This is a genomic window from Leifsonia sp. McL0627, from assembly GCF_058244615.1.
In genome coordinates, this window is the sequence record NZ_JBZCGM010000002.1 from 69,640 (window position 1) to 83,519 (window position 13,880).

Annotated in this window: 10 protein-coding genes; 8 read left to right on the top strand and 2 right to left on the bottom strand. The window is 68.0% G+C overall.

Annotation, left to right across the window (positions count from 1 at the left end):
• Positions 1-50: 50 nt before the first annotated feature.
• The 5 genes from AC37TH_RS00785 to mgrA all read left to right on the top strand — a co-directional run bounded on the left by AC37TH_RS00785 (position 51) and on the right by mgrA (position 3,661).
• Positions 51-935: an ABC transporter ATP-binding protein gene (locus tag AC37TH_RS00785; RefSeq protein ID WP_490762447.1), complete on the top strand. Its 885-nt coding sequence runs from the start codon at positions 51-53 to the stop codon at positions 933-935.
• Positions 932-2,056 (top strand): ABC transporter permease, encoded by a 1,125-nt coding sequence (locus tag AC37TH_RS00790; protein ID WP_490762448.1) that lies wholly within the window; start codon positions 932-934, stop codon positions 2,054-2,056. Before AC37TH_RS00785 ends, AC37TH_RS00790 begins: the two co-directional genes overlap by 4 nt.
• Positions 2,057-2,080: 24 nt before the next feature.
• The gene (locus AC37TH_RS00795) at positions 2,081-2,341 is read left to right on the top strand and encodes a DUF1049 domain-containing protein (protein ID WP_490762449.1); all 261 of its coding nucleotides are present in this window, start codon (positions 2,081-2,083) and stop codon (positions 2,339-2,341) included.
• 48 nt (positions 2,342-2,389) lie between these two features.
• Positions 2,390-2,542 carry a hypothetical protein gene (locus AC37TH_RS00800; RefSeq protein ID WP_490762450.1) on the top strand — a complete coding sequence of 51 codons (153 nt, stop codon included), beginning with the start codon at positions 2,390-2,392 and terminating at the stop codon, positions 2,540-2,542.
• Between the two features lie 81 nt (positions 2,543-2,623).
• Positions 2,624-3,661: an L-glyceraldehyde 3-phosphate reductase gene (mgrA, locus tag AC37TH_RS00805; RefSeq protein WP_490762451.1), complete on the top strand. Its 1,038-nt coding sequence runs from the start codon at positions 2,624-2,626 to the stop codon at positions 3,659-3,661.
• Between the two features lie 62 nt (positions 3,662-3,723).
• Here mgrA and AC37TH_RS00810 read toward each other — a convergent pair whose 3' ends face one another.
• Positions 3,724-4,431, bottom strand: a complete 708-nt coding sequence (locus AC37TH_RS00810; protein ID WP_490762452.1) for an SOS response-associated peptidase — start codon at positions 4,429-4,431, stop codon at positions 3,724-3,726.
• A gap of 453 nt (positions 4,432-4,884) precedes the next feature.
• On the opposite strand from AC37TH_RS00810, the gene AC37TH_RS00815 reads away from it, so the two are divergent.
• From AC37TH_RS00815 to AC37TH_RS00825, 3 genes are all read left to right on the top strand, one after another.
• Complete coding sequence (locus tag AC37TH_RS00815) at positions 4,885-6,405, top strand: sugar transferase (protein WP_490762453.1); 1,521 nt, start codon at positions 4,885-4,887, stop codon at positions 6,403-6,405.
• 98 nt (positions 6,406-6,503) lie between these two features.
• The gene (locus tag AC37TH_RS00820; RefSeq protein WP_490762454.1) at positions 6,504-10,985 is read left to right on the top strand and encodes a PKD domain-containing protein; all 4,482 of its coding nucleotides are present in this window, start codon (positions 6,504-6,506) and stop codon (positions 10,983-10,985) included.
• A gap of 14 nt (positions 10,986-10,999) precedes the next feature.
• The gene (locus tag AC37TH_RS00825; protein WP_490762455.1) at positions 11,000-12,160 is read left to right on the top strand and encodes a glycosyltransferase; all 1,161 of its coding nucleotides are present in this window, start codon (positions 11,000-11,002) and stop codon (positions 12,158-12,160) included.
• A gap of 3 nt (positions 12,161-12,163) precedes the next feature.
• On the opposite strand, the gene AC37TH_RS00830 is transcribed toward AC37TH_RS00825, so the two are convergent.
• Positions 12,164-13,852: a tyrosine-protein kinase domain-containing protein gene (locus AC37TH_RS00830; RefSeq protein WP_490762456.1), complete on the bottom strand. Its 1,689-nt coding sequence runs from the start codon at positions 13,850-13,852 to the stop codon at positions 12,164-12,166.
• Positions 13,853-13,880 lie beyond the last annotated feature (28 nt).

Genomic DNA, 13,880 nt, shown 5'->3' on the forward strand with positions numbered 1-13,880 from the left:
GCTGCCCTGCCCTCCGTAGCGTGGGAACGACCAGGGAAGGGACGGCGACAATGCTGCAGATCCAGAACGTCGAGAAGCGCTACGGTGACCGCCTCGTGCTGCGCGACGTGAGCTTCACCGTGCCAAGAGCGCGCATGACCGGCTTCGTCGGCGGCAACGGCGCAGGCAAGACCACGACCATGCGCATCATCCTCGGCGTGCTCGCCGCGGACGGAGGCACGGTGCTGCTCGACGGTGAACCGCTCACCGCCGACGACCGCCGCCGCTTCGGCTACATGCCGGAGGAACGCGGCCTCTACCCGAAGATGAAGGTCGCCGAACAGCTCGTCTATCTGGCGAGACTGCACGGACTCGACGCCGCCGCGGCCGCACGCAACACCGACGCGCTGCTCGACCGGCTCGGCCTCGGCGAGCGCGCGGGCGACCTGGTCGAGAGCCTCAGCCTCGGCAACCAGCAGCGGGCGCAGATCGCCGCAGCCCTCGTGCACGACCCGGAGGTGCTGGTGCTCGACGAACCGTTCTCCGGGCTCGACCCTCTGGCAGTGGATGTGGTGGTCGGGGTGCTCCGCGACTACGCAGCCTCCGGGGCGCCCGTCCTGTTCAGCTCCCACCAGCTCGACATCGTCGAAAGACTCTGCGACGAGCTCGTCATCATCGCCGACGGCGCGGTCAAGGTCGCGGGGGGCACGGATGCGCTGCGGCGCGAGCACGGCGGCGGCCGCTACGAACTGCTCGTCGCGGGGGACGCAGGCTGGCTCCGCGGGCTCGACGGCGTGACCGTGCTCGACTTCGACGGCGGCTACGCCCTGTTCGAGGCAGACGACGCGACGGCGCAGGCCGTTCTCCGGCGGGCCACGACCGACGGCGGAGTCGTCAGCTTCGGACCGCAGAACCCCTCCCTTGCACAGATCTTCCGAGAGGCCATCGGCAAATGAGCGCACCAGCATCCACAAGCACCGCATCCACTCGCAGCACGCCGCCCGCGCCGGGGTTCGCATCCGGAGTCGGGCTCGTCGCCCGGCGGGAGATCGTCACCCGGTTGCGCAGCAAGTCTTTCGTCGTCTCCGCCGCCGTGCTCGTACTCCTGGTGCTCGCCTCCGTGCTGCTCGGCGGCATCTTCGGCGGCAGCGCGAACAGCACGAAGGTCGCCGTGGTCGGAACGGCGGAGCAGGTCGTCGGCGCGGCGGACGGCCTCGACGCCGTTCAGGTCGAGTCGCGTGCCGCGGGTGAAGAGCTGCTGCGCTCCGGCGAGGTGTCCGCCGTGGTCGTACCGGCCGCAGGCACGCCGCCCGTGACGGTGATCGGCCTCGACAGCGCACCGCAAGGTGTGCTCGCCGCGCTGAGCATCCAGCCGGAAGTGGAACTGCTCGACCCGTCCGCGCAGCCCGCCGCTCTCGTCTACATCATCGCTCTCAGCTTCGGGATCGTGTTCATGATGTCCGCCGTCACCTTCGGCACGATGATCGCCCAGAGCGTCGTCGAAGAGAAACAGACGCGGGTGGTGGAGATTCTGCTCTCGACGGTGAGCGCGCGGGTGCTGCTCGCCGGCAAGGTGATCGGCAACAGCGTCCTCGCCCTCGGGCAGATCGCCGCCATCGCGGTCGCCGCCGTCCTCGGCATGATGGTCACCGGCCAACAGGTGCTGCTCGGCACCGTCGGACCGGCTGTCGCCTGGTTCGTGGTGTTCTTCGTGATCGGGTTCGTGCTGCTCGCCGCCCTCTACGCCGCCGCCGCGTCGCTCGTCTCCCGCTCGGAGGACATCGGCTCGGTCACCTCACCCGTGATGATCCTCATCATGGTGCCGTACTTCCTGGTGATCTTCTTCAACGACAACCCCACCGTGATGGCGATCATGAGCTACGTCCCGTTCTCCGCTCCCGTCGGAATGCCGGTGCGCATCTTCCTGGGCACGGCCGAGTGGTGGGAGCCGCTGCTGTCGCTCGTGGTGCTGCTCGCATCCACCGCCGTCGTGATCGCGCTCGGCGCCCGGGTGTACTCCAACTCGCTGCTGCGCACCGGAGCCAGGGTGAAAGTGTCGGACGCGCTGCGCGGCTGACCGGCCTGCGAGCATACTGAGCGCATGAGTGCTGAGACTGCTGGGGGCAGGGACAACGCGTTCGTCCGGTTCCTGAAACGGAAATGGCTGGCCATCGTCCTGGTCGTGCTGCTGCTGATAGTGGCCGTGCAGAACGGGGTCGGGAACGACCAGGCGACCATCTACCTGCTGTGGGCGCAGTTGCGGATGCCCACCTGGGTACTGGTGGTGGCGGTGTTCGTCGTCGGGGGCGTGGTGGGCTGGGTGCTCGCCCGCAACAGGGCGGCGCGCAAAGCCAAACGCTGACCGTTCCGGCCCTTGACGCCTCGGCGCAGGCGGGGTTGGGTGATCGGTATGGTCGCTCTCGTCATCGTGCTTCTGGTCGTCTGGGCCGTGCTCGCCGTTCTGGGGTTCGCGATCAAAGGCCTGCTGTGGTTGGCGATCATCGGGCTGATCCTGTTCGTCGTCACCGCCATCATCGGGTGGTTGCGGCGCCGCGCCCGCTAGGACCGATTCAGCGCCCGGAGCCCTGAATCGGATCACACCCTCCTGTTGGACACGACGGCCGCGACACGGGAGGCTGGAAGCATGGCCTACGAACCCCGCCCCGACCGCTACGACCGGATGCAGTACCGACGCACCGGACGCAGCGGGCTCGACCTTCCCGCCCTGTCACTCGGCCTCTGGCACAACTTCGGCGACGACCGGCCATACGCGACGCAGCGCGACATCGTGCTGCGCGCGTTCGACCTCGGGATCACCCACTTCGACCTCGCCAACAACTACGGACCGCCGTATGGCGCGGCCGAGGTGAACTTCGGCAGGATCCTGCGCGACGACCTGCGGCCGTACCGCGACGAGATCGTCGTGTCCTCCAAAGCCGGCTGGGACATGTGGCCAGGGCCGTACGGACAGGGCGGAGGCGGACGCAAGTACCTGCTCGCAAGCCTCGACCAGTCGCTCTCCCGCCTCGGCCTCGACTACGTCGACATCTTCTACTCCCACCGGCCAGATCCGTCGACGCCGCTGGAGGAGACAATGCAGGCGCTCGACACCGCCGTGCGCTCCGGCAAGGCGCTGTACGTCGGCATCTCGTCGTATGGGGCGGACGACGCGCGCCGCGCCGCCGAGATCCTGCGCGAACTCGGAACGCCGCTGCTGATCCACCAGCCGTCGTACTCGATGCTCAACAGGTGGATCGAGACCGAAGGGCTGCTCGACGCCGCCGGCGACCTCGGTGTCGGCGTCATCGGCTTCACCGCGCTCGCCCAGGGGATGCTGACCGACAAGTACCTGAACGGCATCCCGGCCGGATCCCGTGCGGCCGCCGGCAGCTCGCTCGACGCGGACTGGCTCACCGACGAGGCGGTCGGACGCCTGCGGGCGCTCAACGAGATCGCCGGGCGCCGCGGGCAGTCGCTCGCGCAGCTCGCCCTCGCGTGGGCGCTCCGCGATGACCGGGTGACCTCGCTGGTCATCGGCGCGAGCAGCGTCGCCCAGCTGGAGCAGAACGTCGGCGCCCTCGACAACCTGGCCTTCAGTGTGGAGGAGCTGGCCGAGATCGACGCACTGGCCGTGGATGCGGGCGTCGACCTCTGGGCGGGCGCTCGGCGCGGCGAGGTCTGAACGCGGCGAGGTCTGAGCGCGGCGAGGTCTGAACGCGGCGAGGTGGGTCGAGCCGGGTCAGGTCAGTCGATCGGCCGGATGAGCTCCGGGCCGTCGCCGGTCACCGGCCCGACGCGGTCGAACTCGAGCGACTCCGCAACGCCGACGGCCGCGCGCACGGCCTCGTCGAGCAGCGCTTGGTCGCCGACGACGGTCGGGTCGACCCAGTGGTCCCACAACTCCCTCGGCAGCGGTACGGGGTTGCGGTCGTGGATGTGCTCCAGCGTCTGCACGGAGTCCGCCGTGAGGATGGTCGCGGTGAGGTGCCACCGCTCCGCGTCGCCGTGCTCCTTCGCCGGGTCGGCCCACCAGGCGTAGAGGCCGGCGAAGCCCATCAGCTCGCCCTCCGGCAGGTGGATGAAGTACGGCGTCTTCTTCTTGGTGACCGGGTCGGTCTGCCACTCGTAGTATCCGACGGCGGGAACGATGGCGCGGCGCGAGGCGACGGACGCCTTGAACATCGGCTTCTCAGCCGCGGTCTCGGCGCGGGCGTTGAATGTCGGCACCTTGGTCTTCAACTCTTTCGACCAGGAGGGAACGAGCGACCAGCGCGCCAGCTCCAGGCGACGGACGCTCGGCTCGTCGTTCTTCTTGCTCTCCAGGAAGATGGGGACAGGGTCGGTGGGCGCGATGTTCCAGCTGGGGCGCCAGTTCCGGAAGTCGCCGCCTTCCGCGACGAACTCCTGGATCATGTCGTCCGTCTCTTTGTCCATCGCGAAGCGTCCGCACATACTCCGACTGTACGTCTCACCCCCGACACGGGTCCCGAATCCGGTGCAATTACGGGCTTCTCGCAAAAAATGAGCAATAATCACCCCCATAGAGGGCTCACGCCAACCTGTGAAAACGATGTAATCTCATTTTTGTGAATAGGTGAGAAACAGTCACTTTCCGTTCGCTGAACAGCTCGTCGGTCTCACGAGTGGGTCTCTCCGGTTCACGTCACCCGAAACAGCACCAACCCGACACACGCAGGGACGACCCGTGAACCCGCATCCGCCGCGCCGAGCGATCCGTTCGCTCAACCCCCTCCACCCGAGGGTCGCTCGGCGCGCACGGAGCAACGGGATGTCCCTCACCAGCGGGGCCGGCGGCGGCGAAGCCGTTCGAGACCACGGCTTTCCCCCAGCCGTCGTCGGCTCTTCGGTTCCTGTCGACATCAGCAGCGCGGGGAGGGCGCTCCGATGACCGTACTCAAACCACGCCTAGCCACCATCGGCCTCTCGGCCGCCCCGACCCATCCCCGCAGCTCTGAGCGCACCTGGGCGCGGCAGTACCGTGCCCGCCTCTTCGTCACGGACACCGCGATCATCCTGGCGTCGACGCTCTGCGCGATGTTCCTGCGCTTCGGCCTCGACGACTCCGGCACCCAGTTCGCCGGCTTCCGCACCGACTACTTCACGCTCTCGATGCTCATCGCCGTGACCTGGATGTTCGCCCTCGCCGTGAACCACTCGCGCGACCCGCGCGTGGTCGGCGTCGGCGTGGCGGAGTACAAGAGGGTCGTGAACGCGAGCGCCCTGACCTTCGGACTGCTCGCCATCGTCTTCCTGGTCGCCAAGGTCGATATCGCCCGCGGCTACTTCGTGCTCGCCCTGCCGCTCGGCGTCCTCGGCGTGCTGTCGTCACGCTGGCTGTGGCGGCAGTGGCTCATCCGGCAGCGGATGTTCGACCACTACCTCTCCCGCGCCCTCGTCGTCGGAGGGTTCTCCGACGTCGACTATGTGGTTCGGCAGATCCACAACAAGTCGGGCGCCGCGTATCACGTGGTCGGCGCCTCCCTCGACACGGGCAAGCGCAAGGGCGCCAAGAAGGACGCCGCGATGAAGAAGCGCATCGCCGCACCGGACAGGGAAGTCCCCGTGGTCTCCGACCTCGACGGGGTCGCCGAGGCTGCTGCGCGGCTCGGGGTCGACACCGTGATCGTCGCAGGTCAGTCGCTGACCGGCGGCGATTTCGTGCGCAGTCTGGCTTGGAAGCTCGAAGGCACGGCGACCGAGCTGGTGCTCGCATCGCGGCTCACCGACGTCGCGGGTCCGCGCATCCACTTCCGTCCGGTGGAGGGGCTCCCGCTCATCCACGTGGAGATCCCGCAGTTCGAGGGAGGCAAGCACGTCCTCAAGCGGGCGTTCGACTTCTTCGCGTCCGGCATCGCGCTCCTGCTGCTCTCCCCCCTCTTCCTCGCCGTCGCCCTCTTCGTCAAGCTCGACGACCACGGCCCCGTGGTGTTCTCGCAGGAGCGCGTCGGCCGCAACGGCGAGACGTTCCGGATGTTCAAGTTCCGTTCGATGGTCATCGACGCCGAAGCCCGCCTCGCGCAGCTCCAGAGCGCAAGCGACGGCAACGGCGTCCTCTTCAAACTCAAGCACGACCCTCGCGTCACGCGCGTCGGCCGCGTGCTGCGCAAATACTCGCTCGACGAGCTTCCTCAGCTCGTGAACGTCTTCCTCGGCGACATGAGCCTGGTCGGACCGCGGCCCCCGCTGCGATCCGAGGTCGAGGGATATGAGAACCACGTCCATCGCCGCCTCTACATCAAACCGGGACTCACCGGGATGTGGCAGGTGAACGGCCGCTCCGACCTCTCTTGGGAGGAAAGCGTCCGACTGGACCTGTACTACGTGGAGAACTGGTCGCTCACCGGCGACCTGGTCATCATGTGGCGCACGGTCAAAGTACTGACACATCCCGTGGGGGCGTACTGATGAGGCCCTCCACCGCGGCGGATCGCTCCGCCGAACCCGATCACATCACCCGACCAGCAAACCCCCATCACTCGCACATCACAGACACCGAGGTTGTCATGAGCACTGAATCTCGCCCTCGCGCTCGCTCGCTGGGCATCCTGACGGCGGTCGTCACGACCGTCGGCCTCGTCTTCGGCGGCTTGGCCCTGGCATCACCCGCCATGGCCGACACAGCGCCACCGGATCCGACGAGCCCGTCGTCGCCACCGACCGTCTCGGCCGACGCGCTTCCGACCACCCAGATCGACGGCGTCGCCTGGGCGCAGGTCGTGGTCGGCAACACCGTCTACGTCGCAGGCAAGTTCACCACGGCCCGCCCCGCAGGCGCGGCGGCCGGCGTGAACACCACGCCGCGCAGCAACCTCCTCGCCTATGACATCACCACAGGCAACCTGATCTCCAGCTTCAACGTCCCGCTCAACGCGCAGGCGCTGGCGATCACCGCGAGCCCCGACGGCTCCCGCATCTATGTCGGCGGCGACTTCACCACGGCGGGCGGCGGCAACTACTACCGCATCGTCGCGATCAGCACCGCCACCGGCCAGGTGATCAGCTCGTTCCGCCCGATCATGGAGAGCCAGGTCCGCGCCCTCGCCGCGACCAACACCGCGGTGTACGCGGGAGGAACTTTCACCGCGGTCAACGGCACGGCCACCGGCTACGTGGCCAAGATCAACGCGTCGAACGGCAGCCTCAACACCAGCTGGGCGACCAGCGCCGACTATGTCGTCGACGCCCTCGCCGTCAGCCCTGACGCCTCCAAGGTCTACCTCGGCGGCCGCTTCCAGAACGTCAACGGCGCGCCCGAGTACGGACTCACCATGGTCACCGGAGACACCGGAGCCGTGCAGCCGTTCGCCGCGAACCAGACCGTCCGGGACGCGGGCACTCAAGCCGGCATCACCGCTCTCGTCGCCACCAACGACACCGTCTACGGCTCCGGATACGTCTTCGGCGCCGGCGGCAACCTGGAGGGCAGCTTCTCGGCAGACCCGACCACCGGCGTCCTCAACTGGATGGAGGACTGCCACGGAGACACGTACTCGATCTTCCCGATGAACAACGCCCTCTACGTCGCCGGACACCCGCACTACTGCGGCAACGTCGGCGGCTTCCCGCAGACCAACCCGTGGACGTACCACCACACGATCGCCTTCTCGAAGTCGACCACCGGCACGCTCACGAACAACGGCGACGGCGCATACGCGAACTTCACCGGCCAGCCGTCCCCGACGCTCCTCAACTGGTTCCCCCAGTACGTGACCGGTTCGTACACCGGCCAGGGCCAAGCTGCATGGTCGGTCTCCGGCAACGGCAACTACCTTGCTGTCGGCGGCGAGTTCCCCTACGTCAACGGCGTCGCGCAGTACGGCCTCACCCGCTACGCGATGGACTCCGTGGTCAAGAGCAAGGTCGCCCCGAACGTCAACGTGCCTCTCGTGCCGAACGCCGCGTCGTTCACGGCCGGACAGGCCCGCATCTCGTGGACCGCGACCTACGACCAGGACAACGTCAACCTGAACTACAAGCTCGTCCGCGACGGCAACACCGCCAACCCGGTGTACCAGACCAACCAGATCTCCAACTTCTGGACGCGTCCGGCGATGGGATTCATCGACACCGGCCTCGTACCGGGGAGCACGCACTCGTATCGGTTGTACGTGACAGATCCGGACGGAAACCAGATCTCCCGACTCGGCAACACCGTGACGATCAGCGCCAACACCAGTGGCGGAGCCTACTCGGACTCTGTGAAGTCCTCGGGGGCGTCCTCGTACTGGCCGCTGGATGAGTCGAGCGGCAGTGCTGGGCTCGACCACATCGGGTTCAACGATCTGCAGCTTCAGGCAGGCGTGACCCGCGGCGCAGCCGGTCCGATCAGCGGCGTCGCCGCCTCCACCTTCAGCGGAGACGCGACCGGTTTCGCCGTGACCCCGTCGGCGATCACAGGACCCGACACGTTCACCGCCGAGGCGTGGATCAACACCACGACCACCAGCGGAGGCAAGATCATCGGGTTCGGCAACTCGAACACGGGGACGTCCGGCAGCTATGACCGTCACGTCTACATGGACAACAACGGCAAGATCTGGTTCGGCGTGTACCCGGGATCGGTGCAGACGGTGAACAGCTCCGCTTCGTTCAACGACGGGCAGTGGCACCAGATCGTCGCATCGCTCGGCGCGAACGGGATGCGGCTCTACGTCGACGGCAAGGTCGTCGGTTCCCGCAGCGACGTCACCAGCGGCCAGTCGTACTCCGGCTACTGGCGCGTGGGTGGAGACAACCTGGGTAGTTGGTCCAACCAGCCGTCCAGCAACTTCTTCGCCGGCAGTATCGGTCAGGTCTCCATCTACCCGACGGTGCTCACCCCCACCACGGTCGTGAACCAGTACGTCGCCTCCGGCCGGCCGTCGCCCCTGCAGGCGGCACCGACGGACGCATACGGCGCGGCGGTATACAACGCCAACCCCGACGTCTACTGGCGACTCGACGACACCAACGGATCGACGGCAGCCAGCGCCGACTCCTACGCCAACAACGGCACGTACTCCGGTGCCGCCACCACGAAGAACCAGACGGGTGCGATCCCCGGCGGCACCGACAAGGCGGTGAAGTTCAATACGAGCAACAACGGTTCCTCCGGCGGCATCGTCAGCTCGAACCAGCAGGTCAGCAACCCGACCACATACTCCGAGGAGATCTGGTTCAAGACGAACACCACCCAGGGCGGCAAACTGATCGGCTTCGGCGATCAGCAGACCGGCCTGTCGAGCAGCTACGACCGTCACGTCTACATGCAGGACGACGGCCGCATCGTGTTCGGAACCTGGACGGGTCAGACCAACACCATCACATCGCCGAACGCCCTGAACGACAACCAGTGGCACTACGCGGTGGCGACGCAGGCGTCGGACGGCATGAAGCTGTACGTCGACGGCACGCTGATCGGCACCAACCCGCAGACCGCTGCACAGGCATACAGCGGGTACTGGCGCATCGGCGGCGACAACACGTGGGGCTCGACCGGACCGTACTTCTCCGGGACGCTCGACGAGGCCGCCGTGTACTCCAGCGAGCTGAGCGCTCAGGATGTGGCGAACCACTACTCGCTGGGAACGACGGGCACCCTGCCCAACCAGCCGCCGGTGGCCTCGTTCACCTCCAGCCAGTCCGGCCTGACGGTGAACGTCGACGCCAGCGCGTCGACCGACCCGGACGGAACAGTCGCCTCGTACGCCTGGGACTTCGGTGACGGATCCACCGCCACCGGCGCTACGGCCAGCCACACCTACGTGCAGGGCGGCAGCTACGCCGTCAAACTCACGGTGACGGACAACCAGGGCGCCACCAACACGAAGACGACGGCCGTGACGGTCACGGCACCGCCGCCCAACCAGGCTCCGGTGGCTGCGTTCACCTCGACCGTGTCGAACCTGAGCGTCGCCTTCGACGGCTCCGGATCGGCCGACCCGGATGGAACAGTCGCCTCATACGCCTGGGACTTCGGTGACGGCACGACAGGCACAGGGGTCAACCCGACCCACGTGTACGGTTCTGCAGGCAACTTCACCGTGACCCTCACAGTGACGGACAACCTCGGCCTCGCCGGGTCGCCTGTCCAGCACCAGGTGACGACCGTGGCCGTGCCCAACCAGGCACCCGTCGCATCGTTCACGGTGACGCCGAACGGCCTCGGGGTCGCTGTCAACGGCAGCGCATCGTCCGACCCGGACGGCACCGTCGCCTCCTACGCCTGGAACTTCGGCGACGGAGGCACGGCGACCGGGGCGACCGCTACCCACACATACGCGGCCGCAGGAACCTACACCGTCACACTGACGGTGACGGACAACCTCGGGCTCGCCTCGTCGCCGGCCACCAAGCCGGTGACGGTCACCGCACCTCCGCCTGCAGCGATCGCGTCCGACGCGTTCGAGCGCACCTCCGCCAGCGGCTGGGGAACGGCCGATCTGGGCGGCGCGTGGACAGGAGCGGGTGCGGCCTCGGCATACACCGTCGGCTCCGGCACCGGCACGATCGTGGGAGCGGCAGGGTCGACCAAGACCGAGCTGCTCAGCGGGATCTCCAGCACGAACACCGACACGACGGTGCAGTACACCACGGACAGGACGTCCACCGGTGGCGGCATCTACGTCTCGGCGATCGGCCGGTCGGTCGGCTCCCTCGAGTACACGGCGAGGGTCTGGGTGCAGACGACCAACGTGATGCAGCTGCAACTGCTCCAGGGATCGACGGCCATGCAGCAGGTGAACCTCAGCGGCATGACATACGCCCCGGGAACGCAGTACCAGGTGCGACTCCAGGTGTTCGGCACGTCGCCGACCACGATCCGCGCCCGCGTCTGGAAGGTGGGGACCACCGAGCCCACCACCTGGCAGGCCAGCGTGACCGACAACACCGCCGGCCTCCAGGTCGCCGGTTCGGTCGGGCTGCGCGCGTACCTGTCCGGCACCGCGACCGACACCCCGCTGACCACGAAGTTCGACAACTTCGTCGTCAGTCCGGCCCAGTAGGACACCATAGGGAGATGACCACCTCCAGCCGTCGTCGGCAGAACGCGACCATTCTCGTCGCACATCCCAGTGCGGAGCTCTACGGCTCCGACAGGGTGATGCTCGAGAGCGTGAGCGGACTGATCGACGACGGCTGGGAGGTGGTCGTCACCGTTCCCGGCGACGGGCCCCTCCTCTCCGCGCTCCGCGACCGGGGAGCCAGGGTCGAGATCTGCGAGAGCCCCGTGCTCCGCAAGAGCGTTCTCCGGCCACTCGGGATGCTGCGCTTCCTCCGTACAGCGGCGGCAGGCGCCATCCACGGCTCAGCGCTGCTGCGCCGTGAGCGCCCAGCCCTCGTCTACGTCAACACCATCACCATCCCGCTCTGGGCGGTCATCGCCAGAGCCCACCGGCTTCCCGCACTCACCCATGTGCACGAGGGCGAAGCATCCGCCTCCGCGCTGATGCGCCGGGTGCTGGCCCTCCCCCTCTTCCTCTCGTCGGCTCTGGTGGCGAACAGCCGCTTCAGCGTCGGCGTGATCGACAGCTCGTTCCACGCGCTCGCCCGGCGCACCGAGGTCGTCTACAACGCGGTCCCGGGGCCGCCGGAGCGCAGACCGATCCGCCGCGAGCTGGCCGACGCCGTCCGCCTCACTTACATCGGCCGTCTCTCGCCGCGCAAGGGCGTCGACGTCGCGATCGACGCTGTCGCCGAGCTGCGCACCCGCGGCGTTCACGCCGAACTCGACCTCGTCGGCTCGGTCTTCCCCGGCTACGAGTGGTACGAGAACGAACTCCGCGACCAGGTGCAGGGCGCCGACCTGGGCGCCAGCGTCACGTTCCACGGCTTCCAGCCCTCCGTCTGGGAACTGGTGGGCTCCGGCGACGTCGTCGTCGTCCCCTCCCGCGTGGACGAGCCGTTCGGCAACACGGCCGTCGAGGCCATCCTGGCCGGCCGTCCCGTGATCGCCAGCGCCACCAGCGGTCTGCTGGAGGCGACGGCGGGCTACCGCACGGCGACCACGGTCACCCCGGGGAGCGCGGATGCGCTGGCCGACGCACTGCAGGACACCATCGCATCCTGGGCGGAGCATGCCGACGCCGTGAACGGCGACACGATGGCTGCCGAGGAACGCCATAGCGTCGGCGGCTACCGTCGCCGCATCGCCGCCATCGTGCGCCGGCTCACCGACTGATCGTCAGGCGTTGCTCGATCGGTCCGTCCGGCCGGAGTCTGCTCTGCGGTCGGTCGCACCGGCGGTGGCGGGCTCGTAGAGGTCCTCGTCGTCCATCGTGGGGTCGTCGAGCCCGTCCTCGAACTCGTCGTCCAGCGGTGAGTCGTCGATCACCAGCTTCTCGGCCTGCCGCCTGGCGTCGGCAGAACGCCCGGTGCCGGCAGCACGGCCGGCGTCGGCGTCCGCATCGCGCGAGCCGTCGTCCTCGGCCGACGACGACGCCCGGGACCGCACGGGAGCCACCCGCGGCGCGACGGTCGGCGGCACCGCGGGGCGGCGGGAGAACATCCGGCGCCACCAGGGCTTCTTCGTCTCCATCGGGCGGTAGTAGTACGTGTGCTGGTCCTTGGCCGGCGTCGACCGGTTCATCACGAGGCCGAGCACCCGGACGCCGGACTTCTCCAGCGAGTCCATCGTCTGCGCCAGCTGCGGGCGGTGCACCCTGGTGCGGTCGGCCACCAGCAGCGCGCCGTCGAGCATCGGGGCGAGGATGGCCGCGTCGGCGACGGCGCCGACCGGGGCCGTGTCGAAGACGACGACGTCGTAGTCGCGCATCAGAGCCGCGACGAGATCGGCCATCGCCCGCGACGACAGCAGCTCGCTCGGGTTCGGCGGGATGGGGCCGCTGGCGAGCACGTGGAGGCCCGTCTCACCCCAGTGCTGGATGACGTCGCCGACCGCCGCGCGGCCGATCAGGACAGAGGTGAGCCCCGCGTCGCCCGGCAGCCCCGTGTATGCCGCCACCATCGGGCGTCGCAGGTCGGCATCGACGAGGAGGACCTTCTTGTCTCCCTCCGCCAGCGCCAGCGCCAGGTTGAGTGCGATCAGCGACTTCCCCTCGCCGGGAACCGACGAGGTCACGACGAAGCCGAGATTGGCGGAGTCCACCGCGACGAACTCGAGGTTGGAACGCAGCTGCCGGTAGTTCTCCGCAGCGTTGGAGAGCGGGTCGCGCAGGACGACGGGGCCGACGGCCCTGCGCTTCTCCTTGTCGGCCGTGCCCACCAGCGGCACGCCGGTGACAGCGGTCGCGATGGCGGCGGAGTGCACTCGTGTGTCCAGCAGTTCGCGCAGCACGATGATGAGCGAACCCAGAAGCAGCCCGATCACGAGTCCTGCGACGAGGTTGAGCCTGGTGTTCGGCGATGACGGGTTCTCCGGCACGGCCGCCGGCTGGATGACCCTCACGGAGACCGTGGTGCCGCCCGAGACGCTCTTCGGAGCGATCTGCTCGACCATGTTGCTCAGGCTGGCGGAGACCGCGTTTGCGACCTTCGCGGCCTCGGCAGGGTTGGTGTCCGACACCGAGAGCTCGAGGATGACGGTGTTCTGCGGCGTGCTCACGCCGATCGTGTCCGCCAGAGCCTTGGGCGTGGTCGCCAGGTCCAGGTCGTCGATCACGGGGTTCAGCACGACCGGCGAGACAGCGAGCTGCGCGAACGAGAGCATCTGGTTCTGCGTGTACGTCGAGCCCTGGTTCAGGTCATTCGCCGATCCGCCGAAGTTGAGCGAGAAGTACAGGCTCGATGTCGCGGTGTACACGGGTGTCGCGAGCTGCGACAGTCCCCATCCGCCCATCGCCCCGACGAGCGTCGCGATCACGACGACGTACCAATAGCGCTTGAAAGCGGCGAGGTACTGGTGCTGGCTCATTGCGATGCCTCTCACATGGTCTGTGGTG